This is a genomic window from Porphyrobacter sp. TH134 (assembly GCF_002855495.1).
Lineage (GTDB): Bacteria > Pseudomonadota > Alphaproteobacteria > Sphingomonadales > Sphingomonadaceae > Erythrobacter.
Window position 1 is genome coordinate 20,929 of record NZ_PKRO01000026.1, and the last position, 23,146, is coordinate 44,074.

A 23,146-nucleotide genomic window follows, 5' to 3' on the forward strand; every position below is an offset into this window, starting at 1 on the left:
CCGGCACTTGATGCTAATTTTCGAACAGCGTGATGCGAATTATCGATGGCCGGGAGCTGCATAGGCCGCCAGGAACACGTCGACCGCGCCGCGAATCCGCCGGCGACTTTCATCGGCATCAAGGCGGGCACCAAACCGCCGCTCAAGATCGCCCATGCCCTTGCACATCGAGACGAACTGTTCCGCTGCCAGTTCCGCATCGTCGATAACGAGATCGCCGGTCACCGCAGCGTGACGCAGCCAGGCCGCAAAGCCCGCTTTCATGCGCCGCGGCCCGGCTTCCAGAAAGGCTGCGCCAATCGCGGGGTCATGTTCGGTTTCAGCGGCGATCCGGCGTTCGAACTGGATCATTTCGGGGCGGAAGAGAAAGGCAAAAATCGCCTCGCCAAGCATGGTCAGCCGTTCGCGGATGGTCCCGTGCGGCATCGCGTCCATGCTGAAGCTGCCGCGCATCTTTTCGCATTCGCATTCGACCGCAGCGGTAAACAGGGCCCGCTTGTCACCGAACTGGTTGTAAATCGTGACCTTGGAAACGCCCGCGTCTGCGGCGACCTGCTCGATGGCGGTTGCGGCGTAGCCGTGGTGAAAGAAATGATGCGCGGCCGTCTCAACAATCACGGCGCGCTTGGCCGCATCAAGCGGACGGCCAACCTTGCGGCGACCGGATTTTTTTTCGGGTTCAGATGAACCGCAGATTGACAAAATGAACGGCTCCGTTCAATTAAACGCTGGCGTTCACTAATCATGGACCCGTTCGCCAACCCGTGCAACCCTCTCTGCTCGTAAAGGTGTCTGACCGTTGCTCTGGATCGCCATCAGGATGCTCACCGGAGACGCCCAGAAGTTTTACGGGCTGTTGTTCGGCATCGGCTTCTCCACCTTGCTCATCACGCAGCAGATGACGATCTTCGTCAATCTGGTCGAACGCGGCGCCAGCGGCGTCTACAACGCGCCCGAGGCTGAGGTATGGGTGATGGACCCGGTCAGCCGCACCACCGATGTCAGCTATGCGATGCCCGGCACTGCATTGGACCGGGTGCGGTCGGTCCCCGGTGTCGAATGGGCGGTGCCGCATCTGCGCGCAGTCGCCAATGTCCGCACCAAGGACGGCGATCTTGAAGGCGTGGGAATCGTCGGGGTCGATGATGCCACCCTGATCGGCTTGCCCGAGCGCATGGCGATGGGCGACAAATCGGTGCTGTTCGCCCCTGATAGTGTGGTGATCGACGATGTCGGCACCACCCGCCTGTTCCCCGATGCAGACAGCGCGCTGGGCGAGCGGCTCGAACTGAACGATCAGCGCGCCGTGATCCGCGGCATTTCCGACGCCATCCCCAGCTTTACCAGCACGGTGGTGCTCTACACCCGCTATTCCAGCGCGCTGAACTTCGTGCCTGGTACCCGCAACCGCCTCAGCTTCGTGCTCGTCGGCGTGAGCGAAGGGCAAACCCCCGAAGCTGTGGCCGCCCGGATCGAGGCGGAGACCGGCCTCAAGGCCGAGACCCGCGAAGAATTTGCGCAGGCCGGGGTCAATTTCATTATCGAGAACACCGGCATCCCGACCAATTTCGGCATTACGGTATTTCTCGGCTTCGTCGTCGGGATCGCGATTGTCGGCCTCACCTTCAGCCTGTTCCTGCGCGACAACATCAAGCAGTTCGGTGCCTTGAAGGCGATCGGCGTCACCAATGCCAAGATCGTGCAGATGGTGGGCGTGCAGGCCGGAATGGTCGGCCTGATCGGATATGCGCTGGGCGTGATCGGTACAGTGGCCTTTATCAAGGGCTTCAGCACCAATCCGTTCTTCAAGGGGTTCTACATCCCTTGGCAGATCCCGCTCATCAGCCTGGCGGCGGTCGTGGTGATCTTGGCCATCACCGGCCTGATCGCCATCCGCAGCGTGCTCAACACCGAACCGGCCTCGGTGTTCAGATGAGCGGGGAGGTGACCATGGACACGTCGACAATCGGCAACCGCGCCTCCGAAGCGGCCATCTGCGCGCGCGGCATCGCCCGCGATTTCGAGGCCGGGCAAACCACCATCCGCGTGCTGCACGAGATCGATACCGAGATCCGCGCGGGCGAGATGACCTATGTCGTGGGCGAAAGCGGATCGGGCAAGACCACGCTGATCTCGATCATGTGCGGGATCCTTTGGCCCACCGAAGGCGAGGTGAAGGTCTTCGGCACGGATATCTACAAGCTGTCGGATACCGAACTGGTCAACTTCCGCCTCAACAATATCGGCTTCATCTTCCAGCAGTATAACCTGATCCCATCGATCGACGTCGCCAGCAACGCGGCTGTCCCGCTGATTGCACAAGGCGTGCCCCGCGCCGAGGCACGCGAACGGGCCAAGGTGCTGCTCGACAAGCTCAATATCGGCAATCAGGCGGACAAGCTGCCGCGCCAGCTTTCGGGCGGGCAGCAGCAGCGCGTCGCCATTGCCCGCGCGCTGGTGCACGAACCGCGGCTGGTGGTGTGTGACGAGCCGACTGCGGCGCTGGATGCCTCGTCGGGCCGCCGGGTGATGGACCTGCTGCGCGAAGTCGCGGTCGCACCCGACCGGGCCTGCATCATCGTCACCCACGATAACCGCATCTTCGATCTGGCTGACCGGATCATCGTGCTTGAAGACGGGCGCATCACCCATGACGGCAAGGAAATGCCCGATGGCCATTGATGCTGCCCGTCCCGCTTCCCTCCTTCTCCCGAACCCGCCGAGGACGCCATGCTGCGCAATCTGAGTTTTGCCCGACAGATCCTGCCGATTGCCGCGCTGATCGGCATCGCTGTTGCCGTGTGGCTGGTGTTTGTCGGCCTGCCCGACCGGTCGACCGCCGAGCCGGCTGAACAGCCCCCCAAGGCCGTCGGCAAGCTGGCCAATGAACCGCGCGTTGCCGGCGCAGGCATCGTCGAACCGGCGAGCGAGGTGATCGACATTGGTTCGGCCCTGTCCGGCCTTGTTATCGACGTGCGGGTCCGGCCCGGCGACCGGGTGGCCAAAGGCGAGGTGCTGTTCACCGTCGATGCCCGCGCCGCGCAGGCCAGCCTCGATCAGGCCAACGCGGCGATTGCCGAAGCCCGCGCCTCCATTGCCGAAGCCAGCGCCGCGCAGAAGACAGCGCGCCAGCAGCTTGATCTCTATCGCAGCCTCACCGATCCCGCCGCCGTCAGCCGCGCCGAAGTGATCCGCGCCGAGGGTGAGGAAGCGGCCGCAACCAGCCGGCTGGGCCTTGCCCGCGCGCGCCTTGCCGCATCGCAATCGGCCGCCGCTGCCGCCCGCACCGAGATCGAACGGCTGGTGATCCGCGCGCCGATTGCGGGCGAGATTCTGGCGGTCAACATCCGGCCCGGTGAATTCGTCGCCACGCAGGGCGGCAACAGCATCCCGTTCATCCAGATGGGCGAAACCAACCCGCTTCACGTGCGCGTCGACATTGATGAAAACGAGGTCGCGCGGGTCAAGCTGGGCGCGCCTGCGGTGATTTCCCCGCGCGGCGCGGCGGAACTCCACGTCGATGCCACCTTCGTGCGCGCCGAACCGCAGGTGGTGCCCAAGCGTTCGCTCACCAACAGCGCGGCGGAACGGGTTGATGTGCGCGTGCTCCAGTTGATCTACGCCCTGCCGCCGTCAGAGGCGTTCCGCGTCGGCCAGCAGATCGACGCCTTCATCCCCGCCAAGGCCGGTGCGGCCGCCAAGGCGGAGGGCTGAGGCGATGCGCCGCCGCCTCCCCGCTCTCCTGCCGCTGGCGCTTGCCGCCTGCGTGATGCAGCCCGCCCCCGAAATCGACACGCCTGTGCCCGAACTGCCGCCAGCCTTCTTCTTCCGCCCGGAAGCGAGCACAGGGGCCGCGCTCGCCGCGCTGTTGCCGCAGAACGATCCAGCGTGGCAGACGCTCTCTTCCGCCGCCATCGCGCAAGGCCCGAGCCTTGCCGAGGCGCTCGCGCGGATCGACACCGCCCGCGCCGGGGCTCGCCGCGCCGAGGCCGAACGCCTGCCCAACGTCACCGCCGGGGCCGACGTCACCCGCAACCGCATCAACCCCGCGCAGTTCGGGCAGGCGGGGCAGCAGGGCTTCATCCCGCGCGAACAGACCTCTTACGGGGCCGACATCACCGCCAGCTGGGATATCGACATCTTCGGGCGATTGAAGGCGCAGGAACGCGCCGCCATCGCCCGGATCGATGCCGCCAGCGCGCAGGCGCAAGGCGTGCGGCTGAGCCTGCTCGCCGAAATCGCTGGTAGCGTAACCGATTGGCGGGTGCTTGATGCCCGCGCCGCGGCGATTGCAGCCGATGGTGCCGCCGCCCGCCAACTCGCCAGCCTTGCCAAGGTGCGCGAGGATGCCGGTATCGCGCCGGGTTTCGACCGTGTGCGGGCCGAGGCGACGGCAAGCTCGTCTGCCCTGCGCCTTGCCGCGCTGGATAGCGAGCGCGCCCGGCTGATCGGGCGGCTGGTCACCCTGACCGGACAGGATAGTGCCGCCGTGCGCGCAGCCTTGGCGGCCCCTGCGCCAATGCTGGCACCCGCACCCGCGCCCGCCGCCCTGCCCTCCGATCTGCTCGCCAACCGGCCTGACGTTGCCGCTGCCGCGGCCAATCTCGCCGCCAGCGATGCCGATCTTGCCGCCGCCGCCCGCGCCCGCTTTCCGCGCATCACGTTGTCAGGCGTGATCGGGCTGCTGTCGTTCCGGCCGGAGGATTTCTTCAACGATTCCATCATCGGCACGCTGACCGCCGGGATCGCCGGGCCGCTACTGGATTTCGGGCGTGTGGGCGCCGGGATCGATCTTGCCGCCGCTGACAAGCGCGCCGCCTTTGCCGCCTATCGGGCTGCGGTGTTCACTGCGCTTGGCGATGCAGAGGCGGCTTACGGCGTGGTGAGCGCTGCCGATGCCGAGGCACAGCTTGCGGTGACCCAGCGCGACCAGCTGAACCGCGCGGCCGCGATTGCCGAAACGCGCTACCGGGCCGGCCTTGCCAGCTTCCTCGAAGTGCTCGAAGCCCGCCGGGCGGCCGATTCCAGCGGCGAGAGCGCAGCCGCTGCCCTGGGCCGCGCTAACCGCGCGCGGATCGTGCTGTGGCAGGCGCTGGGCGGCGAGGTGATGGCGTCACCCGCGCCGGCGGATCAGGGCTGACCGCTCACACCGGCACACCACGTCATCGCGCTGGTTCCACATTTCGTGAACCCAGGTGACAATGCCAGCATCGGGGCGGGATTTGCTTTCGCGCAATTCCTTGACCTCGGACGTGGCCCGCAGCGTATCGCCGATAAACACCGGCTTGGGCGTGACCACCTTGTCGAAGCCGAGGTTGGCGACCAGCGTGCCCAGCGTGGTGTCCCCCACCGACAGCCCGACCAGCAGGCTGAAGGTGAAAGTCGAGTTCACCAGAATCTGCCCAAACCCGCTGGCCTTGGCCGCCTCGACATCGAGGTGCAAAGGCTGCGGATTGTGGGTCATCGTCGAGAAGAGCAGATTGTCGGTTTCGGTCACGGTGCGGCGGATCTCGTGCTCGATCCGCTCACCCACCACCCATTCGCCAAAAAACTTGCCCGCCATCAGGCCGCCCCCCAGCTGGCAACCACATCCGCGCCGTCATCCGCGCTAGAACGCACGGCGCCCGGCGTGCGGCTGAAACGCGGGGCAGGCGCAGTGTGCCACAGGCCGTCATGCTCCACATAAGCGCCGCGGGCCTGCATGTGCGGGTGATCGCGCGCCTCATCGATCCCCAGCACCGGGGCGAAACAGGCATCGGTGCCTTCCAGCAGCGCGCACCATTCGGCCTGGGTCTTTGTCAGGAACAGCGCGGCAAGCTTTTCAGCGTAGTCCTCCCAATTGGCGTGGATCATCTGTCCCTGCGCCAACTCCGCCGGAGCACCTGTGCGCTGGAGCATTTCGGCATAGAACTGCGGCTCGATTGACCCCAAGGAAATCTCCTTGCCGTCAGCGCAGCGGAAGCAGCGGTAGAAATGCGCCGCGCCGCCCAGCATCCCCTTGCCGCGTGTCGTGGAGAGGTGCGGCACCTGACGCACCCCGAAGAAGAAGCTCATCAGGCTGGTTGCCCCGTCAACGATCGCAGCGTCGACCACCTGGCCCTTGCCGCTGCGTTCGCGCTCGTACAGCGCGGCCATGATCCCGAAGGCGCAGTACATCGACCCGCCGCCGAAATCGCCGACGAGGTTCTGCGGCGGGGTCGCGGTCTCGCCCGCCTTGCCCACGGCGGCCAGCGCGCCGGTGATCGCGATGTAATTGATGTCATGCCCGGCGGCCTGCGCCAGCGGCCCGTCCTGCCCCCAGCCGGTCATCCGCGCATAGACGAGGCGTGGATTGGCTTCGAGCAGCACGTCCGGCCCCAGCCCCAGCCGCTCCATCACACTGGGGCGGAAGCCTTCGATCAGCACGTCGGCCTTGGCGGCGGCGGCGCGCACCTGCGCCTTGCCGTCCTCGCTTTTCAAATCCACTGCAAGCCGATGCCGCGCACGCTCCACCACGGGGTTGCTCACCCCTGCCCCGGGCCGGTCGATCCGCACCACCTCGGCGCCAAGATCGGCGAGCAGCATCGCAACATGCGGCCCCGGCCCGATACCGCTGAATTCAAGGACGCGCAGGCCGGCCAGCGGCCCTGTCGAATGGCTCATATTTCTCTCCCGTTTGGCATGCTCTGTGGCGCGGGCTGCGGGCAAGAGCAAGCCCCGCGAGGCAGGTCCGCACGCCCAATCTGTGCCATCGGCAGCCCAAGCCAAAATTGCTTGTTTTGTGCATTGCAGCGTGTAGCACGCGCAACCATGCGCAGTCTGACCCATCTCGAACGGCTTGAGGCCGAGAGCATCCATATTTTCCGCGAAGTCGTGGCCGAGGCGGAAAACCCGGTCATGCTCTATTCGGTGGGCAAGGACAGTTCGGTCATGCTGCATCTGGCGCGCAAGGCGTTCTATCCTGCGCCGCCGCCCTTTCCGATGCTGCACGTGGCGAGCGGATGGGACTTTCAGGATCTGCTGGTCCACCGCGACCGCACGGTGAGTGAATATGGGCTGGAGCTGATCGTGGCCCAGAACGACGAGGCCGAGGCGCAGGGGATCAACCCCTTCGACACCGGCAGCGCGCTGTACAGTCAGGCGCAGCTGACCGATCCGTTGAAGCGCGCGCTGACCGCCCATGGCTTTGATGCAGCTTTCGGCGGCGGGCGGCGCGACGAGGAAAAGGCCCGCGCCAAGGAACGCATCTTCAGCTTCCGCAGCAGCGCCCACCGCTGGGATCCGAAGAACCAGCGCCCGGAACTCTGGAACCTTTACAACGCCAAGAAGACCAAGGGCGAAAGCATCCGCGTCTTCCCGATCTCGAACTGGACCGAGCTCGACATCTGGCAATACATCGCGCTGGAAAACATCGACATCGTGCCACTCTATTTTTCGAAAAAGCGCCCGACGGTGGAGCGTGACGGGATGATCCTGGTGGTCGATGATGATCGCTTCCGGATGGAGCCGGGCGATACGGTGGTGGAACGCTCGGTGCGCTTCCGCACGCTGGGGTGCTACCCGCTGACCGGCGCGACCGTCAGCGAAGCGACCGACATGAACCTGATCATTCAGGAAATGCTGCTCGCCACCAGTTCCGAACGGCAAGGCCGCGCGATCGACAAGGGGCAATCGGCCAGCATGGAAGACAAGAAGCAGGAAGGTTACTTCTGATGGATACGCCCTCCAGCTTCCAGACCGACAGCCTCATCGCCGAGGATATCGACGCCTATCTCGAACAGCACCAGCACAAGAGCCCAATCGATCACGGATTATCCCTTGCGCAACCAAACCATCCTTGCCCTCGCCGGGTTCGCCGTGCTGGTCCTGGCGCGCGCTGCCGCCGACACGCCGCACGGCAGAAGCGGGGGCACCCCATGATCGGCCGCGTTCTCTGGTTTGCCGCGCTGGGATCATTCGCGGTCCTCACCGCATTTCTGCAAATCGACAAGCAGACGCAGATAACGCCGTCGCTGGCAGCGACAGTGCCTGGTCCCCTGCGCAATTTTGCCCAGGTCCCCATCACGCTCGCCGCGTTGCAGAGCGAGGATACAACGCGCGCCTTGGCCGAAGCCGAGCGGCTGGTGAACCGGCGTCCTGTCCCGGCTGAATATCTCAGCCTGCTCGCTGTCGCGCAGGCGCAGGCCGGGCAAGCCGGACCATCATCGATCACGATCCAAATCGCCGGGCAACGCGGCTGGCGCGAACCCTTGGCCCAGGAAGCCGTGCTGCGCCTCGCACTTGCCAGCGGCGACACAGCCGAAGCCGCCCGCCGTTACGCTGCGCTGTTTCTGCGCAGCGAAGCGCCGCAGGAGCTGTTGGCCGAAACAGGCGCGCAGGTGCTCGGCACAGCTGGCGGGCCGGGACGCGAGACCATGACCGCCATCGTGACCGGCGGAGAGCGGTGGCATAACCTGTTCCTGCGCCGCGGTGTGGCCGTGATGCCCGCCGATGCGTTCAGCGATATTGCGACGGCCAGCCTTGCCCGCGGGGCCGCGTTCAACTGCCCGCAGCTCGCCGCAGCGATCAAGGATCTGGCGCGGCGTGATGCTGTCGCTGCCGAACGGTTGGCCAAGGCAGCGCAGGCGCGCTGCCGCTAGCCGGCGATCACAGCGTGCGGATAATGCCCGAGAAATCGGTGCCCGCGTTGTCCTTGGCAAAGGCTTCGTAAATCGCGCGGGCATGCTCGCCCAATTCGACCTTCGCCCCCGCCGCACGCGCTGCTTCCATTGCCAGCTTGAGGTCTTTCAGCATCAACCCGGCGGCGAACCCGCCCTGATAGCCATTGTCGGCCGGGGTCACGGGGCCAACGCCGGGCACGGGGCAGTAAGACGTCATCGACCAGTTCTGGCCGCTGGAAACGCTGGAGATGTCGAAGAAGGTCTGCGCGTCCAGCCCCAGCTTTTCGGCCATAGCGAAGGCCTCGCAGGTGCCGATCATGTGGATCGCGAGCAGCATGTTGTTGCAGATTTTGGCGGCCTGCCCGTTGCCCGCGTCGCCGGCATGGATCACCGCCTTGCCCATCGCGGCAAGGATCGGCTGGGCACGGGCAAAGGCTTCGGCGGTGCCCCCGACCATGAAGGTCAGCGTGCCGCCATTGGCTGCCGCAATTCCGCCGCTGACGGGGGCGTCGACCATTTGGTAATTGTGCGCCTCGGTCACCGAGATCACCTCGCGCGCGGTGGCGACGTCGATGGTGGAGCAATCGAGCAGGATCGCACCTTCGGGGGCGTGACCGATAACGTCGTCCCAGTAGACCTGTTTCACGATCGCGCCGTTGGGGAGCATCGAGACGACCGCCTCGGCGGTGGCGCAGGCCTCCTTGGCGGTGGTGAAGGTGGTGCACCCCGCCTCGCGTGCAGCGGCCAGCGCGGCTTCGCTGAGATCAAAGGCGCGGACATCGTGGCCCGCCTTCACCAAGTTCGCGGCCATCCCGCCGCCCATATTGCCGAGGCCGATGAATGCGATTTTCATTTTGGCTTCCCTCTCAATTCGTCGTTGCGAGCGACCGAAGGTCGCGCGGCAATCCATGGCGCAGCATGGGCCAAATGGTGGGTCATGGAGTGCTTCGTCACTGCGTTCCTCGCAATGACGAGTTTTGGCAGGTCTACCGCCCCTTCCACTGCCCTTCGCGCTTCTCGATAAACGCGGCCATGCCTTCCGCCTTGTCCTCGCTTGCGGTGAGGATCTGGAAGATCCGGCGTTCGACGATGAGGCCCTGATCGAGCGTCATTTCGAAGGCCGAGTTCACCATTTCCTTGTTGGCGATGGTCGCCATCGGCGGCATCCCGGCGATTGTGGCGGCGGTCTTGAGCGTTTCGGCGATCAGTTCCTCATGCGGCACCACGCGGGCCACCAGATTGCTGCGCTCGGCCTCTTCGGCGTTCATCATGCGGCCGGTGAGGCACATTTCCATCGACTTCGACTTGCCGATCGCGCGGGTGAGCCGCTGCGATCCGCCCATACCCGGCGCCACGCCCAGCTTGATCTCGGGCTGGCCGAACTTCGCCTTGTCCGACGCGATGATGAAGTCTGCCATCATTGCCAATTCGCACCCGCCGCCCAGCGCGAAGCCGTTGACGGCGGCGATCCACGGCTTGCGGGTCTTCTTGACGATCTCGGCCGTCCACGGGCTGAAGAAATCATCGAGGAAGAAATCGGCCGCGGCCTTGTCGCTCATTTCCTTGATGTCAGCGCCCGCGGCGAAGGCCTTGTCGCCGCTGCCCGTCAGCACCGCGCACAGCTGCGAGCCGTCCGCCTGATAGGCGGCGAAGGCGTGGATCAGTTCTTCCAGCACCTTGGAATTCAAGGCGTTCAGCGCCTGCGGGCGGTTGATCGTCAGCAGCGTCACGCCCTTCGTGCCGCGCGCATCAGCTTCGGCGGTGATGGTTTCGTAGGTCATAGGGGCTTCCATTCCTCATCGGCGGGCAAGGGTGCGAAGATCGCGTCGAGCAGATCATCGGTCACATCCTCGGGCGTTGCCGGGTTCCATTTGGGATCATTGGTCTTGTCGACGATCACCGCGCGCACCCCTTCGGCAAAGTCCGGGCGGGTCAGCACGCGGCTGGCGATGCGATATTCCATTGCCATATTGTCGGCAAAATCGGTCAGCGCGGCGCTTTGCGCGAGCTGCCGCAGCGCCACCTTGCAGGTCTGCGGGCTTTTTGTGCCGAGTGTATCGCGCTCCTTCATCGCCCAGTCGTCTCCTGCATCTGCCGCAGTTTCGAGGCTGGCGAGAATGTCCTCGTAGCGATCGGAGGCAAAATGCTTGGCGATCTTGTCGGCGTTGGCCTCGATCCGCGCCTTGGGCGGGGTGCCAACCGGCTCGCTGAGAATGCCCGCGATCCGGTCCGGGTGATCGTGGATCCGCGCCTTGATATCTTCCAGCATGGTGTGCGGCACGTAATGGGTGGCAAGCCCCGTCCACAGGCACTCCGCGCCATCAAGCCGCGCGCCCGTCAGCGCGAGAAACTGACCGAGCCTGCGCCCCAGCCGCGACAGATACCAGCCGCCGCCGACATCCGGGAACAGGCCGATGCCGGTTTCCGGCATGGCAAAGCGGGTGTTCTCGGTTGCCACGCGGAATTTGGCGGGCTGGCTGATGCCCACACCGCCGCCCATGGTGATCCCGTCCATGAAGGCTACGATCGGCTTGGCATAGGCGTGCATCTGGTGGTTCAACTGGTATTCGTCGTGGAAGAACTTGCGTCCCGACACCCCGCCGTCATTCAGCGCCGAATCGCGCAGGAAAGCGATGTCGCCGCCCGCGCAGAAGCCCCGGCCTTCGTGATGATCGAGGATCACTGCCCTGATGGTGTCGTCGCTGGCCCACTGCGTCAGCGCCGCGCTCATCGCGTGGCACATCTCCAGCGTTAGCGCATGGAGCGCCTTGGGGCGATTGAGGCTGATATGGCCAATCGGGCCATTCACCCGGATCAGAACGTCGTCGGTCATTGCCCCATGTCTTTCGGTGTTTCTCTCGGTTCGATCAGATCCCAGCGGTTGCCGAAAGGATCGCTGAACACGGCCACTGTGCCATAGCGTTCGCGGCGCGGTTCTTCTTCGAATTTCGCCCCTGCTTCGACCAGCCGTGCATGGGTTCCTGCGAAATCTTGCGTGTGGGCGAAAAAGCCCACGCGCCCGCCGGTCTGGTTGCCGATCGCGGCAGCCTGCGTGTCATTGGCGGCCTTGGCGAGCAGCAAACACCCTCCATCTTTTCCGCCAACGACCACCCAGCGCTTGCCCGCGCCCATGTCGCTGTCCTCGATCAGATCGAAGCCGAGCGCACCCACGAAGAACGCGATACCCGTATCGTAATCGGGCACCACCAGCGTTGTCAGGGCAAGCCGGGCACAGGTCACTGGCGCAGCAGATCCCGGCCCACGACCATCCGCATGATCTGGTTGGTGCCTTCGAGGATCGAATGCACCCGCAGGTCGCGCCAGAAGCGCTCGATCGGGTAATCTTGCAGATAGCCGTAGCCGCCGAACAATTGCAGCGCGCGGTCGACCACGGACGAGCCATTATCGGTCGCCAGCCGCTTGGCCATCGCCGAAAACCGCGTCTTGTCAGGCGCGTTGTCAGTGACCTTGGCTGCGGCGAGATAGAGCAGCGCACGCGCTGCCTCCAGATCGGTTGCCATGTCGGCGAGCATGAACTGGGTGTTCTGGAACTCGGCCACGGGCTGCCCGAACTGGGTGCGTTCCTTGGTGTACTTGATCGCTTCGTCGAGGCAGCGCTGCGCGCCGCCCAGCGAGCAGGCACCGATGTTCAGCCGCCCGCCATCCAGCCCCATCATCGCGATGCGGAAGCCTTCGCCTTCCCCGCCGACAAGGTTTTCGGCCGGCACGCGCACGTCTTCAAGGATCAACTGCGCGGTCGGCTGCGAATGCCAGCCGAGCTTCTTCTCGTTCGCACCGAAGCTGACACCGGGCATGTCCTTTTCGATCACAATGCAGGAGATGCCCTTGGGCCCATCCTCCCCGGTGCGGACCATCACAGCGTAAATCTCGTTCGCGCCCGCGCCGGAGATGAACTGCTTGGTCCCATTGAGCACAAAATGGTCGCCATCGCGGCGCGCGGTGGTGCGCAGCGCGGAAGCATCTGACCCGCTCGAAGGCTCGGTCAGGCAGTAACTCGCAATCTTGTTCATGGTGACCAGATCGGGGAGATACTTGGCCTTGACCGCTTCCCCGCCGAAGCGGTCGATCATCCACGCAGCCATATTATGGATCGAAATGAAGGCACTGGTTGACGGGCAGCCATAGGCCATCGCCTCCATAATCAGCGCCGCTTCAAGCCGACCCAGGCCGATGCCGCCTGATCCTTCGGAGACATAGATCGCACCAAAGCCAAGTTCGGCACTGCGCTGGATCGTATCGCGCGGGAAAATGTGTTTCTCGTCCCACTCCGCAGCGTGGGGCTTGATCTGGTCGGCGGTGAAGCGCTGCGCAACCTCGCGGATGGCAAGCTGGTCTTCGGTGAGCTGAAATTGTCCGTGCATGCCGGGTGCTCTAGCGGCCTTGAACCGCCGCGAAAAGAGCAGCGCGCCCACCCGGCCTGCGGAAATTTGCTAGTTCGCGCTGTTTGGGCCACATCCGACGTCCCAGTCCTTCCGTAAACCCCGCAATGACAAGCAGAACTTCGACCCTGATCTTCATCTATAACGCCGATGGCGGGGTGCTGGATGCGCTGGGCGATATGGTCCACAAGATCGTCTCGCCCGCAACCTACCCGTGTTCCTTGTGCGCGCTGACCTATGGCCCGGTTGCCATGCGAGGCGCGTGGCGACGGTTTCTGAAACGGCTAGGGCTGCCCACCCTGTTCCTGTATCGGGACGAGTTCAGGGGCGAGCTTGATCGGCGCGATCTTGCCCTGCCCGCCGTGCTGCTGGGCGGCGATGGCGAACAACCGGAAATCTTCGTGAGCGCACAGGAGCTGGCGGCATTGCCTGATCTGGCGGCGCTGATGGCCCTGATCGAAATGCGAATCGCCGCGCGCGCCTAACGCACGATGGCTTCAGCCTCGATTTCGACCTTCCATTCCGGGCGGCAGAGCCACGCGACGCCGGCCATCGTCGCGGCAGGGCGGGCCGCGCCAAAGAAACGAGCATGCATCGCGCCAACCGCATCCTGATCGGAGGGGTCGGTCAGCAACATCCGGGTGCGGACTACGTCGGCGGCGCTGCCGCCCAGTTCTTCGATCGCAGCCACGATAATCGCGCAGCACCGCGCCGCCTGCTCGGCCGCGCCGCCGGGCGTTGTCGTTCCGTCCGGTTCAACCGGGCCGGTGCCTGCAACTATGACACGATCGCCCTCTCGCACCGCACGCGCAAAGCCGAAAGCGGCCTCGAACGGCGAACCCGACGTCGTGCGCAGCCGCTCTGAAGGTGCGCCGCTCATCCGCAGGTGATGTCCGTGATGATCATCTGCGCGTCATAGCGCACGTTCACCCGGTCCTCGCGGTAATCCATCGTCCACGCGCTGTTTGGCGGCCCCCAGCGCAGGCTGCGCGCGCCGCTAGCCTTGAGAATCGCGTCACCGACCGCCTGATCCGCGCCGCGCCCGGCGAAGGATTGCGCCGGCGCCGCATCGCACACCATTGCGTTGGACGGCGGCGGAACAGCCTCGGCCCGGTCCGCGCCATTGCCAGCGGTGCTGGCCATGCAGCCCGGCAGCGCCCCTGCCAATGCCAACGCCGTGATCCGGATAAATGCCTGCTTCATCGCTTTCTCCCTCGATTACGGCACGGGCCTCCACCCAAGACAGGCGGGCGTCAGGCCTTGTGCTTGTCCAGCTCGTCGCCGGTCACGCTGACCACGTGCAGCAAGTTGGTCGCCCCCGGCGTGCCGAACGGCACCCCGGCGAGCACGATCACCTTGGCTCCCGCCTGCGCAAATCCGTGACGCAGGGCCATCCGCTTGCCCTTGCCGATCATCTCTTCAAAGCTGCCGATATCCTTGGTCGCCACGGCATGCGCGCCCCACAGGAGCGCCACACGGCGCGCGGTGCGGATCGAGGGGGTAAGCACCAACATCGGCGTGCCCGGTCGTTCGCGGGCGACGCGCCGCGCGGTCGATCCCGAGGTGGTGAACACCGTGATCGCGCTGATCGGAACGGTATCGGCGATGGTCATGCAGGCATGGGCCAGCGCGTCGGATGTGGTCGCATCGGGCGGCGTTTCCAGAAAGCGCACCCGCGCCCTGTAACCCTCGTCCCGCTCAACCTGCACCGCGATCCGGTCCATCATGGCGACCGATTCTTCCGGCCAGGCGCCAGCCGCGCTTTCGGCCGAGAGCATCACCGCGTCTGCCCCGTCATAGACCGCATTGGCGACGTCGGAGACTTCGGCGCGGGTCGGGGTGGGCGCTTCGATCATCGATTCGAGCATCTGGGTCGCCACGATCACCGGCTTGCCGGCGCGGCGGGCGGCGTTGACGATGCGCTTTTGCAACGGCGGAACTTCATAAGGTTCCAGCTCCACGCCCAGATCGCCGCGGGCGACCATAATCCCGTCTGCCAGTTCAATGATGGCATCGAGACGGTGGACAGCCTGCGGCTTTTCGATCTTGGCGCAGATGGCCGTGCCGTGCGTGCCGATGAGCTTGCGCGCTTCGGCGATATCCTCGGGCCGCTGGACGAAGCTGAGGCCGATCCAGTCCGCGCCGTGTTCGGTCGCAAAGGCCAGATCGCGGCGGTCTTTCTCGGTCAGCGCCGGGATCGGCACCTCGGCATCGGGCACGTTCACGCCCTTGCGGTCGGAGATGACCCCGCCCACTTCCGCGCTGCACAGGATACGGCTGGCGTCCGCTTCCAGCACCTTCAGCCGGATCTTGCCATCATTGATCAGCAGGCGCTGCCCGCGCTCCATGATGCCGAACAATTCGGGATGGGGCAGGTAGACGCGGTTTTCGTCGCCCGGCGTCTCGTCCCGGTCGAGCACGAAATGGCCCGAATGGCGGATGACCGCCTGACCGTCTTTGAAGGTGCCAACCCTAAGCTTGGGCCCTTGCAAGTCGGCGAGGATCGCGATCGGCCGCGCGAACTGCTTTTCCAGCGCGCGGATCGCGTGGACGGCGGCTTCGTGATCCGCATGGGCGCCATGGCTCATATTGAGGCGGAACGCATCGGCACCGGCGCGCACCAGCCGTTCGAGCATTTCCGGCGAGCGGCTGGCCGGGCCAATGGTGGCGAGAATCTTGACCTTGCGGCCGCGCGGGTCGATCCGTGACTGATCGCGTCGTGACATTTGTGGGTATCCCTCTTGAAGGCGAGCCTATGGCACAGGCGCAGTTCTACTCAAGGAAAAGCCGCGATGAATAGCAATGCCGATCCGCTCGATAATCTCGATGATGCACAGGCTGCCGCTGCCTTCCGCAGGCTGGTACGCCACCTGCGCCATCGCCACGATGCCCAGAACATCGAGCTGATGGGGCTGGCAGGGTTCTGCCGCAATTGCCTGGCCGACTGGATCAGGGATGCAGGCTACCCCGGCGACAAGGAGGCCGCGCGCGAAGTGATTCACGGGATGTCTGGCGCCGAATGGAAAGCCACCCGCCAGACCCCCGCCACCCCGGAGCAATTGGCGCGCATGGACGCGAGCATCGCGAAGAACGCACAGGAATAATTTGCACGGGCGGTTCAATCCCGGCTGCGGGCTGGCTATCGACCCTGCCAACCGATTCTCATTATTCCGATGGAGATACCCATGGCTGACGAAGCCCAATCGACCGACGACCGCCTGCGCCTGCTGATCGAGCGGATCGAACGCCTCGAAGAAGAAAAGAAGGGCATCGCCGACGATATCCGCGATGTTTACATGGAGGCCAAAGCGGTCGGCTATGATCCCAAGATCATGCGCCAGATCGTGCGCCTGCGGAAGATGAAGCCCGATGATCGCAGCGAGCAGGACATGCTGCTGGAGACCTACAAGACCGCACTCGGGATGGCGTGACCGGCTGAAGGTTGGCGGGCTGGTGCATCCTGACGAGGTGTCATTGAAGTTTTACCAAACTGTGTTATGCACCTAATACAGCAAGGCAAGGAGACACGAGCAATGGCATCCCCCTGGAAAGACGCACGCGGCGTCATCGTCAGCACCACCCCGACGCTCGAAGGCCGCCCGATTCAGGACTATCTCGGCATCGTCACCGGCGAGGTGATCGTCGGCGCCAACCTGTTCCGCGATCTGTTTGCCAATATCCGCGACATCGTTGGCGGGCGGTCGGGCAGCTATGAACGCATCCTCGCCGACGCGCGCAAGCAGGCGATCGAGGAATTGCAGGCCGAGGCTGCGGCGCTCGGCGGCAATGCGGTGGTGTCGATTGATCTTGATTACGAAGTAATCGGGCCCAATGGTTCGATGCTGATGGTTTCGGCAAGCGGCACGGCGGTCAGGGTGTAGCTGGCCCTGCCAGCGACAGGCCCAGAAACAGCGCATTATACGCCGCGTGGTAGCCGATCGCCGCAGTCAGGCCTGCGCGCGTGCGGATATAGGCCAGCAGCACCCCGCCAAGGATCTGCGGCAGCACCACCAGCACACCGACCGGATGGCCGATTGCGGTGTAATTGCCCAAATGTACCAGGCCGAACGCCAGCGTTGTGGCCCACACGATGGCCGTGAAATGGGCGATAAACCACGCGGGTACGCGCGTATCGCGCTGCCGGGTCAGCCCCCAGTGCACGACGCCCACCAGCGCCACTCCTGCTCCTGCCAGCGCCAGCGGGCGCGACCATTCGGGCGCAATCGTAACCCCTGCGAGCATCAACCCCAGCGCGAGCGCGCCATAGGCAGCGAAGCGCAAGGCAGCGACGCGCCCGCCCAACCAACCGCGAAACAACAGTTCCTCGGTCAGCGGCGCAACCACGACAAAGGAAAACAGGCTCGCTGCCACGCCCGTATCCTGCCGCACGGGTGAAGGCAGCAGACCGCTATCCCCACCCCATAGCCACAAGGGCGCCATCACCAGCACCGCAAGCACCATATGCACCGCGCCTGCCGCCGCCAGCGCCTGCGCGCCGCCACTGCGCCACGCCAGCGGCTGCGCAAGAAAACCGGGCCGCACCATAAACCGCCCCACCTCCGCCAGCCGCGCGCGTAGCGGCATGGCCTGCGCCAACCGGGCGCTTGCATCCCCCGCGCCTGCCGGAGTAAGGCGCGCGCTTCTCATTCCAACATTTCCGGTGACATCGTCCAATGGCAGGCCATTCCAAGTTCAAGAACATCATGCACCGCAAGGGTGCGCAGGACAAGAAACGCTCGGCGATGTTCTCCAAGCTCTCGCGCGAGATCACCGTGGCGGCCAAGATGGGCCTGCCCGATCCCGACATGAACCCGCGCCTGCGCCTCGCGGTCAATGCGGCCAAGGCGCAGTCGATGCCCAAGGACAATATCCAGCGCGCGATCGACAAGGCCGCGCAGGCCGGCGGCGAAGACTACATCGAAATCCGCTACGAAGGGTACGGCCCGGGCGGCGTCGCGTTGATCGTCGAGGCGCTGACGGACAACCGCAACCGCACCGCGACCAATGTGCGCACCGCCTTTTCCAAGAACGGCGGGAACCTTGGCAGCGAAGGCAGCGTCAGCCATGGCTTTGAACGGCGCGGGCTGATCGAATATTCTGCCGCTGCGGGCGACGAGGAGAAGGTGCTCGAAGCCGCAATCGAGGCTGGCGCAGATGATGTCGAATCCTCCGAGGACGGCCACACCATCTGGACCGCCGCCGATGCCCTACACGGCGTTGCGGGCGAGCTCGAAAAGGTGCTCGGCCCGGCGGACAATGTGAAGCTGGCGTGGAAGCCGGTGCTCAGCGTGGATGTCGACGAGGCGACGGCGGGCACGCTGATGAAGCTGATCGACACGCTCGACGATGATGATGACGTGCAGACCGTCTGGGGCAATTACGAAATCTCCGACGAAGTGATGGAGAAGCTGGGGTAACGGGCCCAATGTTCCTCTTTCCGTCACCCTGAACTTGTTTCAGGGTCCATCTCTCCGAATTGAACCGCAGCTCTGAGAGGAAGGATGGATGCTGAAACAAGTTCAGCATGACGGGGTGAGAAAGCCGTGATCATCCTCGGCCTCGACCCCTCGCTCTCCTCGACCGGCTGGGGTGTGATCCGCAGCGAAGGCGCGCGGATCAGCCATGTCGCCAATGGCCAGATTAAGACCGACCCGTCCGCCCCGATGTCTCATCGGCTCGCGGCGCTCCAAGCAGGGCTGGCCGAGGTGATTGCCACCCACCAGCCCGCCCGCGCGGCAGCGGAGGAAATCTTCGTCAACAAGAACCCGCAATCCACCCTCAAGCTGGCGCAGGCGCGAGGGAGCGTGCTGGCGGCGTGTGGGGCGGCGGGGCTGACTGTGAACGAACACGCCGCGCGGCTGGTCAAGAAAGCCGTCACCGGCACGGGCGGGGCGGAAAAGGCGCAGGTTGCCGCGATGGTCAAGGTGCTGCTGCCGGGCGTAGCGCTCGCCGGAAGCGACGCGGCCGATGCGCTCGCCGTGGCGATTGCCGACGCGCATCTGGTGCGGCCCGGCTGATCCGGTCGCCGCCGATTGCCTGACACCATGGCTGCGACCGACCATAAAGGACACGATGATGGCCCGGCTGATCCTTTTCAACAAACCGTTCGGCGTGCTGTCGCAGTTCACGGATCGCGGGTCGGAAACGGCACGCGCGACCTTGTCGGACTACATCGAGATCAAGGGCGTCTATCCCGCCGGACGGCTCGACCGCGACAGCGAAGGCCTGTTGCTGTTGTGTGATGACGGGCGGTTGCAGGCGCGCATTGCCGATCCGCGGTTCAAGCTGCCCAAAACCTATCGGGTGCAGGTCGAAGGCGATCCCAGCGAAGCAGCGCTGGAAGCCTTGCGCGGCGGCGTGATGCTGAAGGACGGCATGACCCTGCCTGCCCGCGCCGAAGCGATCGCCCCGCCTGAGCTGTGGCCGCGCAATCCGCCAATCCGCGAGCGCAAGTCGGTCCCCGATCACTGGCTGCAAATCACGCTGCGCGAAGGGCGCAACCGGCAGGTGCGGCGCATGACAGCGGCGGTTGGCCTGCCGACCTTGCGGCTGGTGCGCTGGTCTATCGGCGATTGGACCGTCAGCGGGATCGCGCCGGGCGAATTCAGGCAGATCACCGTCTAGAACGGTCAGTCTGCCTCCTCGTCCCAATCCCCGTCTGAACCCCCGTCATCAAGCGCGAGGCTGCCAGCGCCCACCAGCAAAGCGATCAATTCCAGCGTCACCGCTGAGGCAGGCTCATCCAGCACAAGCGCGCTGTGTGCGCAGATCGCTTCGGCAAAACCCGCTGTCTCAGCCGAACAAACAAAGCATTGCCCGTCAGCAAACAGCAGCACCGATGACGCGCTGTCGCGGGTAAAGGCAAATCGGCTGGCGGGGTTGCGGATCAGCGGCAAGCCTGCGGCCAGATGCGCCGCGATGTCGTCGGTGGTGACGGGCTGCTGCGGCCCCCAGTCGATCTCGGGGTTTTTGGGAGCGGTGTTGTATTGCCCGAACCAGCGGGCGAACCGGGCCGGGTCATGCAGCGTTTCGGCGATCATGCCTTGCAGCCGGGCGAGCGCATCGGCGCTGATTTCCCCGGGATTGCCTTGCTGCGCCAGATGCGGGTCTTCGTACCGGTCGCTATCGGGCAGATCGGTCGTGATGTCATCGGCCCAGGCCTCGATCAGTTCGCTGCGTGACGGCGCGCGAAATCCGATCGAATAGGTCATGCAATCATCGCCCAACGCCGTGCCGCGATGGGCGATGCGCGGCGGCAGGTACAGAATGTCGCCGGGTTCGAGAATCCATTCCTGCGTCGCTTGAAAATCCGCGAGCAGGCGCAGACCATCATGGGGCAGCAGCGCCGTGTCATCATCACACAATGCCCCGATTTCCCAGCGGCGCCGGCCAAGGCCTTGCACCAGAAACACATCATAATGATCGAAATGAGCGCCAACTCCGCCGCCGTCCACGGCATAGCTGATCATCACATCATCAATGCGCCAGTTGGGCACAAAGCGGAACGGATCGAGCAGCGCGGCAACGCTGGCCAGATGATGATCGACCGATTGCACCAGCAGGGTCCACGGGTCGCGGCCGGCCTGCGCAAAGCGGCTTTCCGGCACGGGGCCGTGTTCCAGTTCCCACGCGTGTTCCCGGCGAGTGATGATGCGCGAATCGACCAGCGGCTCGCAGGCGAGGCCCGCCAATTCGTCCGGCTCGACCGGGTTTGACCAGCTCACCCACGGCGATTTGATCAGCAGCGGCTGTTGCTGCCAGTAATCGCGCAAGAACGCCGCGACATCAAAGTCCCGGAAGCGCAGCCCTGCCCCTGTCACTTGCGGTTTTTGCGCGCAGCATAGCGGGCATCGCGCGCGGCCTTTTGTTCGGCATCGGTGCGCTTGGGCGGGTTGGCCGCCGCTTTGGCGCGGATTGCCTCGGCCTTCTTTTCTTCGGCGAGGCGCTGCTTTTCTTCCCGCATCGCGCGGGCCTTGGCGGCCTTGGCCTCGGCTTGCGCTTCGCGTTCGGCGCGCCGTGCTGCGCGTTCGGCCAGTTCGGCTTCAGTTGGCTGAGGCACGGCCTTCAGCTTGGCCAGCGCCTTGTCCTTGGCTTGCGACGAGGCGGCAGCCCGGTCCTGAAAGCTCGGTGCCTTGTAACCCTTCATGGTGTATTTCTCCTGCCGGGGTGCACACGCAGCACGGCATCAATGGGAATTGTCGGAATGTCTGCCGCGGCAGAGCGAGTGGGGCCATTTCTTGGCAGGTTGTGCCCATGTCGCCATCGGGCGAGCGTTAGGCAAGTACCGCGCCCCCTTAGGTTATCGCGGCCGCGATCAACAGGCCCGATTTTGAAATGTCCTACGATTGCCGTTGCACACGCGCGGCACAGCGCGGCGACAGGGGCGCAATCGCGCGCTTGCGAAGGGTATCCGGGTTTGGCCCGTCAGTTGGTTAAAGCAGCCTCCTCACGCGCCTCCCAGCGCGGAAAGCAAGGATAAATCGGCGGGGTTCATGGCAGCCGCAGATTGACCCTCGGCCGCCAGTGCCACGCCTTGGCGGACCTGGTTTCTACCGGACCGTTTGGCTTCATAAAGGGCCAGATCGGCCATCTTCAAAAGATCATCGACGCCAAGACCGGGTTCAAAAACGGCAACACCGATGCTGGCGCTGCATGCAAGACCATCGTGTTCTGGAAACTCCAGAGCCTCAATCCGGGCTCTGATGCGCTCGGCAACCGCCAGTCCGACATCCTGAGGGGCGTGAAGCGCGCAAACGGCGAACTCCTCGCCGCCCAGCCGCCCGGCCAGATCGTCCTTTCGCAGCACCGCGTTTACCGCCGCGGCGGTCTTTCGCAGGACCAGGTCACCGACATCGTGACCAAGCGTGTCATTGACCTTCTTGAAGTGATCCAGATCAAGCACGATAATGGACAACTCGGTCGGGTAACGTTCAGCACGGTCGATTTCTGCCTGAACACGGTCTCGCCACGCCTTGCGCGACATGAGTTTGGTCAGGCCATCGGTAAATGCGATCGTTCGCAGTTCAAGCTCTCCGACCACGAGATTCGCAAAGCTCTGAAGAATGGCGATTTCATGCGTGGTGAAGGATCTCGGCTCTTTGAAAATCACACAGAGACTGCCGACGATGTAACCATCGGACATCTTGAGCGGTATGCCGAGATAGGCCCGGATAAACGGATCGCCGGTGACAAGCGGATTGTCAGCAAACCTGGGATCACGCGCCGCATCTTCGATGACAAACGGCTCCTCCGCACGGATGGCATGATCGCAAATGGCGATGTTCCGGGGTGTCTGATTGACGCCCAATCCCCGGGCAGCCTTGAACCACTGGCGGTCGTTATCGATGAGAGACACCGCACAAATCGGTGCATTCAGCGTCGCCTTCACAAGATCGACAATCTGTTCGAACGGCGCTTCGACCTCTGAATTGGCCACGTTCAACCGATCAAGCGAGCGCTGACGGCCTGCTTCGTCGAACTTGGGTTTAGACAGGTAATTCAGGTCACAGACAGCGCTCATGACGGCAGGCCCTCAGTCTCTGATTTCATTTTGGTGGAGAAGCTCTCGGATGCCTTCTGGATGATCTGGACGACCTCGTCTTCGTTACGGCCAGACGCGATCAAGGCATCAGCAAGATCGAGCAGCGCCTGGCGATGTCGCTCGACGATCTCTTTTACCCGGTCCGGAACATTGGCGTGATTGTGCTCGCTGATAGCGAGGCCGACAAGTTCATTAGCGCTTTTCACAATATCTGGTTCTCGATCCGGAGAGGCCTGCCCATAGGCTTGATCCGCTTTACACGCAGTAAACACGATTCTCGTAGCGCGCCCTGGCCGCGCTTTTGAAGCGGCCTGCCGAGCGGTCGCTTGGGGACTATTGCGACGGCGGGAACCGATCAATCTTGCTTTACCGCAGTGTCGCTGGCGAAACGTGTGCGGTTTGTTAAAAGCCGTGGCAGGCGCGCGGCGCGCCGGGCTGCACCAATCGCACACGAAATCATGAGGAATGCCAATAGACCTGTTGCGAAAGTGGGGATTAGGGGATTCCCGTTTGGCGTAAAATCTGATTCACGCTTTGGATGCAGAGGTTTTGCGCTGAGCGGCTGA

At 64.4% G+C, this 23,146-nt stretch carries 30 protein-coding genes; 13 read left to right on the top strand and 17 right to left on the bottom strand.

All coding sequences use genetic code 11. From position 1 onward, the window contains the following. Positions 1-39 precede the first annotated feature (39 nt). Positions 40-618 carry a TetR/AcrR family transcriptional regulator gene (locus C0V72_RS11375; protein WP_233999912.1) on the bottom strand — a complete coding sequence of 193 codons (579 nt, stop codon included), beginning with the start codon at positions 616-618 and terminating at the stop codon, positions 40-42. A 181-nt stretch (positions 619-799) separates the two neighbouring features. Between C0V72_RS11375 and C0V72_RS11380 the strand changes: the two genes are divergently transcribed. From C0V72_RS11380 to C0V72_RS11395, 4 genes are read left to right on the top strand one after another with little or no spacing between them, the layout of a single operon-like run. After that, entirely contained in the window at positions 800-1,936 is a 1,137-nt protein-coding gene (locus tag C0V72_RS11380) for an ABC transporter permease (RefSeq protein WP_101794259.1), read from the top strand. A 14-nt stretch (positions 1,937-1,950) separates the two neighbouring features. Continuing rightward, a complete protein-coding gene (locus C0V72_RS11385) occupies positions 1,951-2,682 on the top strand; it encodes an ABC transporter ATP-binding protein (protein ID WP_101794285.1) in 732 nt (243 codons plus the stop codon). A 48-nt stretch (positions 2,683-2,730) separates the two neighbouring features. Beyond that, complete coding sequence (locus tag C0V72_RS11390; protein ID WP_101794260.1) at positions 2,731-3,714, top strand: efflux RND transporter periplasmic adaptor subunit; 984 nt, start codon at positions 2,731-2,733, stop codon at positions 3,712-3,714. A gap of 4 nt (positions 3,715-3,718) precedes the next feature. Then, entirely contained in the window at positions 3,719-5,140 is a 1,422-nt protein-coding gene (locus tag C0V72_RS11395; protein ID WP_101794261.1) for an efflux transporter outer membrane subunit, read from the top strand. Here C0V72_RS11395 and C0V72_RS11400 read toward each other — a convergent pair. Both C0V72_RS11400 and C0V72_RS11405 read right to left on the bottom strand, forming a co-directional pair. Beyond that, entirely contained in the window at positions 5,114-5,563 is a 450-nt protein-coding gene (locus tag C0V72_RS11400; RefSeq protein WP_101794262.1) for a MaoC family dehydratase, read from the bottom strand. The two genes, C0V72_RS11395 and C0V72_RS11400, sit on opposite strands and share 27 nt — an antisense overlap. Then, positions 5,563-6,642 carry a CaiB/BaiF CoA transferase family protein gene (locus tag C0V72_RS11405; protein ID WP_101794263.1) on the bottom strand — a complete coding sequence of 360 codons (1,080 nt, stop codon included), beginning with the start codon at positions 6,640-6,642 and terminating at the stop codon, positions 5,563-5,565. Before C0V72_RS11405 ends, C0V72_RS11400 begins: the two co-directional genes overlap by 1 nt. Positions 6,643-6,789: 147 nt before the next feature. On the opposite strand from C0V72_RS11405, the gene cysD reads away from it, so the two are divergent. Next, positions 6,790-7,692 (top strand): sulfate adenylyltransferase subunit CysD, encoded by a 903-nt coding sequence (gene cysD / locus C0V72_RS11410; RefSeq protein WP_101794264.1) that lies wholly within the window; start codon positions 6,790-6,792, stop codon positions 7,690-7,692. Between the two features lie 203 nt (positions 7,693-7,895). Then, positions 7,896-8,618, top strand: a complete 723-nt coding sequence (locus C0V72_RS11415; RefSeq protein ID WP_101794265.1) for a hypothetical protein — start codon at positions 7,896-7,898, stop codon at positions 8,616-8,618. A 7-nt stretch (positions 8,619-8,625) separates the two neighbouring features. Here the strand turns inward: C0V72_RS11415 and mmsB are convergent, their stop codons facing one another. The 5 genes from mmsB to C0V72_RS11440 form a co-directional block, all read right to left on the bottom strand. Then, entirely contained in the window at positions 8,626-9,549 is a 924-nt protein-coding gene (gene mmsB / locus C0V72_RS11420; protein ID WP_324761537.1) for a 3-hydroxyisobutyrate dehydrogenase, read from the bottom strand. 76 nt (positions 9,550-9,625) lie between these two features. After that, on the bottom strand, positions 9,626-10,420 hold the full coding sequence (locus C0V72_RS11425; protein WP_101794267.1) for an enoyl-CoA hydratase-related protein: 795 nt from the start codon (positions 10,418-10,420) through the stop codon (positions 9,626-9,628). Beyond that, complete coding sequence (locus C0V72_RS11430; RefSeq protein WP_101794268.1) at positions 10,417-11,472, bottom strand: enoyl-CoA hydratase/isomerase family protein; 1,056 nt, start codon at positions 11,470-11,472, stop codon at positions 10,417-10,419. The genes C0V72_RS11425 and C0V72_RS11430 overlap by 4 nt, the downstream gene beginning before the upstream one ends. Continuing rightward, positions 11,469-11,879: a VOC family protein gene (locus C0V72_RS11435; RefSeq protein ID WP_233999913.1), complete on the bottom strand. Its 411-nt coding sequence runs from the start codon at positions 11,877-11,879 to the stop codon at positions 11,469-11,471. Before C0V72_RS11435 ends, C0V72_RS11430 begins: the two co-directional genes overlap by 4 nt. Continuing rightward, complete coding sequence (locus C0V72_RS11440; RefSeq protein WP_101794269.1) at positions 11,876-13,021, bottom strand: acyl-CoA dehydrogenase family protein; 1,146 nt, start codon at positions 13,019-13,021, stop codon at positions 11,876-11,878. The genes C0V72_RS11435 and C0V72_RS11440 overlap by 4 nt, the downstream gene beginning before the upstream one ends. Before the next feature lie 125 nt (positions 13,022-13,146). Between C0V72_RS11440 and C0V72_RS11445 the strand changes: the two genes are divergently transcribed. Then, positions 13,147-13,524 carry a hypothetical protein gene (locus C0V72_RS11445; RefSeq protein ID WP_101794270.1) on the top strand — a complete coding sequence of 126 codons (378 nt, stop codon included), beginning with the start codon at positions 13,147-13,149 and terminating at the stop codon, positions 13,522-13,524. Here C0V72_RS11445 and C0V72_RS11450 read toward each other — a convergent pair. The 3 genes from C0V72_RS11450 to pyk are packed head-to-tail and all read right to left on the bottom strand — an operon-like array spanning position 13,521 to position 15,765. Continuing rightward, positions 13,521-13,919, bottom strand: coding sequence for a RidA family protein (locus C0V72_RS11450; protein ID WP_101794271.1), 399 nt, complete (start codon positions 13,917-13,919; stop codon positions 13,521-13,523). The two genes, C0V72_RS11445 and C0V72_RS11450, sit on opposite strands and share 4 nt — an antisense overlap. Continuing rightward, positions 13,916-14,242 carry an I78 family peptidase inhibitor gene (locus tag C0V72_RS11455; protein WP_233999914.1) on the bottom strand — a complete coding sequence of 109 codons (327 nt, stop codon included), beginning with the start codon at positions 14,240-14,242 and terminating at the stop codon, positions 13,916-13,918. Before C0V72_RS11455 ends, C0V72_RS11450 begins: the two co-directional genes overlap by 4 nt. A 50-nt stretch (positions 14,243-14,292) precedes the next feature. Next, a complete protein-coding gene (pyk, locus tag C0V72_RS11460; protein WP_101794272.1) occupies positions 14,293-15,765 on the bottom strand; it encodes a pyruvate kinase in 1,473 nt (490 codons plus the stop codon). 66 nt (positions 15,766-15,831) lie between these two features. On the opposite strand from pyk, the gene C0V72_RS11465 reads away from it, so the two are divergent. From C0V72_RS11465 to C0V72_RS11475, 3 genes are all read left to right on the top strand, one after another. After that, entirely contained in the window at positions 15,832-16,143 is a 312-nt protein-coding gene (locus C0V72_RS11465) for a DUF1244 domain-containing protein (RefSeq protein WP_101794273.1), read from the top strand. An 81-nt stretch (positions 16,144-16,224) separates the two neighbouring features. Further along, positions 16,225-16,470: a DUF2312 domain-containing protein gene (locus C0V72_RS11470; RefSeq protein ID WP_101794274.1), complete on the top strand. Its 246-nt coding sequence runs from the start codon at positions 16,225-16,227 to the stop codon at positions 16,468-16,470. Positions 16,471-16,572: 102 nt separating this feature from the next. Continuing rightward, positions 16,573-16,920, top strand: coding sequence for a heavy metal-binding domain-containing protein (locus C0V72_RS11475; RefSeq protein WP_101794275.1), 348 nt, complete (start codon positions 16,573-16,575; stop codon positions 16,918-16,920). On the opposite strand, the gene C0V72_RS11480 is transcribed toward C0V72_RS11475, so the two are convergent. Continuing rightward, positions 16,910-17,686: a CPBP family glutamic-type intramembrane protease gene (locus C0V72_RS11480; protein ID WP_101794276.1), complete on the bottom strand. Its 777-nt coding sequence runs from the start codon at positions 17,684-17,686 to the stop codon at positions 16,910-16,912. The two genes, C0V72_RS11475 and C0V72_RS11480, sit on opposite strands and share 11 nt — an antisense overlap. 26 nt (positions 17,687-17,712) lie before the next feature. Here C0V72_RS11480 and C0V72_RS11485 point away from each other — a divergent pair, with 26 nt between their 5' ends. The 3 genes from C0V72_RS11485 (at position 17,713) to C0V72_RS11495 (ending at position 19,663) form a co-directional block, all read left to right on the top strand. Continuing rightward, on the top strand, positions 17,713-18,456 hold the full coding sequence (locus C0V72_RS11485; RefSeq protein ID WP_101794277.1) for a YebC/PmpR family DNA-binding transcriptional regulator: 744 nt from the start codon (positions 17,713-17,715) through the stop codon (positions 18,454-18,456). Between the two features lie 126 nt (positions 18,457-18,582). Further along, the gene (gene ruvC, locus C0V72_RS11490; protein ID WP_101794278.1) at positions 18,583-19,056 is read left to right on the top strand and encodes a crossover junction endodeoxyribonuclease RuvC; all 474 of its coding nucleotides are present in this window, start codon (positions 18,583-18,585) and stop codon (positions 19,054-19,056) included. A gap of 58 nt (positions 19,057-19,114) precedes the next feature. Next, on the top strand, positions 19,115-19,663 hold the full coding sequence (locus C0V72_RS11495) for a pseudouridine synthase (RefSeq protein ID WP_101794288.1): 549 nt from the start codon (positions 19,115-19,117) through the stop codon (positions 19,661-19,663). A gap of 5 nt (positions 19,664-19,668) precedes the next feature. Here the strand turns inward: C0V72_RS11495 and C0V72_RS11500 are convergent, their stop codons facing one another. The 5 genes from C0V72_RS11500 to C0V72_RS16625 all read right to left on the bottom strand — a co-directional run. Then, complete coding sequence (locus C0V72_RS11500) at positions 19,669-20,859, bottom strand: cupin domain-containing protein (RefSeq protein ID WP_233999915.1); 1,191 nt, start codon at positions 20,857-20,859, stop codon at positions 19,669-19,671. Beyond that, complete coding sequence (locus C0V72_RS11505; protein ID WP_101794279.1) at positions 20,856-21,185, bottom strand: DUF6481 family protein; 330 nt, start codon at positions 21,183-21,185, stop codon at positions 20,856-20,858. The genes C0V72_RS11500 and C0V72_RS11505 overlap by 4 nt, the downstream gene beginning before the upstream one ends. Positions 21,186-21,485: 300 nt before the next feature. Beyond that, positions 21,486-22,559 (bottom strand): sensor domain-containing diguanylate cyclase, encoded by a 1,074-nt coding sequence (locus C0V72_RS11510; RefSeq protein WP_101794280.1) that lies wholly within the window; start codon positions 22,557-22,559, stop codon positions 21,486-21,488. Next, complete coding sequence (locus tag C0V72_RS11515) at positions 22,556-22,786, bottom strand: hypothetical protein (RefSeq protein ID WP_101794281.1); 231 nt, start codon at positions 22,784-22,786, stop codon at positions 22,556-22,558. Before C0V72_RS11515 ends, C0V72_RS11510 begins: the two co-directional genes overlap by 4 nt. Positions 22,787-22,935: 149 nt before the next feature. After that, the coding region (locus C0V72_RS16625; protein WP_233999916.1) for a hypothetical protein at positions 22,936-23,146 on the bottom strand (211 nt) is incomplete at its 5' end.

Coding starts and splice junctions, on each gene's coding strand:
- C0V72_RS11385 (WP_101794285.1), top strand. CDS start 1,951: ATGGACACGTCGACAATCGGCAACCGCGCCTCCGAAGCGGCCATCTGC.
- C0V72_RS11390 (WP_101794260.1), top strand. CDS start 2,731: ATGCTGCGCAATCTGAGTTTTGCCCGACAGATCCTGCCGATTGCCGCG.
- C0V72_RS11395 (WP_101794261.1), top strand. CDS start 3,719: ATGCGCCGCCGCCTCCCCGCTCTCCTGCCGCTGGCGCTTGCCGCCTGC.
- C0V72_RS11400 (WP_101794262.1), bottom strand. CDS start 5,563: ATGGCGGGCAAGTTTTTTGGCGAATGGGTGGTGGGTGAGCGGATCGAG.
- C0V72_RS11405 (WP_101794263.1), bottom strand. CDS start 6,642: ATGAGCCATTCGACAGGGCCGCTGGCCGGCCTGCGCGTCCTTGAATTC.
- cysD (WP_101794264.1), top strand. CDS start 6,790: ATGCGCAGTCTGACCCATCTCGAACGGCTTGAGGCCGAGAGCATCCAT.
- C0V72_RS11415 (WP_101794265.1), top strand. CDS start 7,896: ATGATCGGCCGCGTTCTCTGGTTTGCCGCGCTGGGATCATTCGCGGTC.
- mmsB (WP_324761537.1), bottom strand. CDS start 9,549: ATGGATTGCCGCGCGACCTTCGGTCGCTCGCAACGACGAATTGAGAGG.
- C0V72_RS11425 (WP_101794267.1), bottom strand. CDS start 10,420: ATGACCTACGAAACCATCACCGCCGAAGCTGATGCGCGCGGCACGAAG.
- C0V72_RS11430 (WP_101794268.1), bottom strand. CDS start 11,472: ATGACCGACGACGTTCTGATCCGGGTGAATGGCCCGATTGGCCATATC.
- C0V72_RS11440 (WP_101794269.1), bottom strand. CDS start 13,021: ATGCACGGACAATTTCAGCTCACCGAAGACCAGCTTGCCATCCGCGAG.
- C0V72_RS11445 (WP_101794270.1), top strand. CDS start 13,147: ATGACAAGCAGAACTTCGACCCTGATCTTCATCTATAACGCCGATGGC.
- C0V72_RS11450 (WP_101794271.1), bottom strand. CDS start 13,919: ATGAGCGGCGCACCTTCAGAGCGGCTGCGCACGACGTCGGGTTCGCCG.
- C0V72_RS11455 (WP_233999914.1), bottom strand. CDS start 14,242: ATGAAGCAGGCATTTATCCGGATCACGGCGTTGGCATTGGCAGGGGCG.
- pyk (WP_101794272.1), bottom strand. CDS start 15,765: ATGTCACGACGCGATCAGTCACGGATCGACCCGCGCGGCCGCAAGGTC.
- C0V72_RS11465 (WP_101794273.1), top strand. CDS start 15,832: ATGAATAGCAATGCCGATCCGCTCGATAATCTCGATGATGCACAGGCT.
- C0V72_RS11470 (WP_101794274.1), top strand. CDS start 16,225: ATGGCTGACGAAGCCCAATCGACCGACGACCGCCTGCGCCTGCTGATC.
- C0V72_RS11475 (WP_101794275.1), top strand. CDS start 16,573: ATGGCATCCCCCTGGAAAGACGCACGCGGCGTCATCGTCAGCACCACC.
- C0V72_RS11480 (WP_101794276.1), bottom strand. CDS start 17,686: ATGAGAAGCGCGCGCCTTACTCCGGCAGGCGCGGGGGATGCAAGCGCC.
- C0V72_RS11485 (WP_101794277.1), top strand. CDS start 17,713: ATGGCAGGCCATTCCAAGTTCAAGAACATCATGCACCGCAAGGGTGCG.
- C0V72_RS11495 (WP_101794288.1), top strand. CDS start 19,115: ATGGCCCGGCTGATCCTTTTCAACAAACCGTTCGGCGTGCTGTCGCAG.
- C0V72_RS11505 (WP_101794279.1), bottom strand. CDS start 21,185: ATGAAGGGTTACAAGGCACCGAGCTTTCAGGACCGGGCTGCCGCCTCG.
- C0V72_RS11510 (WP_101794280.1), bottom strand. CDS start 22,559: ATGAGCGCTGTCTGTGACCTGAATTACCTGTCTAAACCCAAGTTCGAC.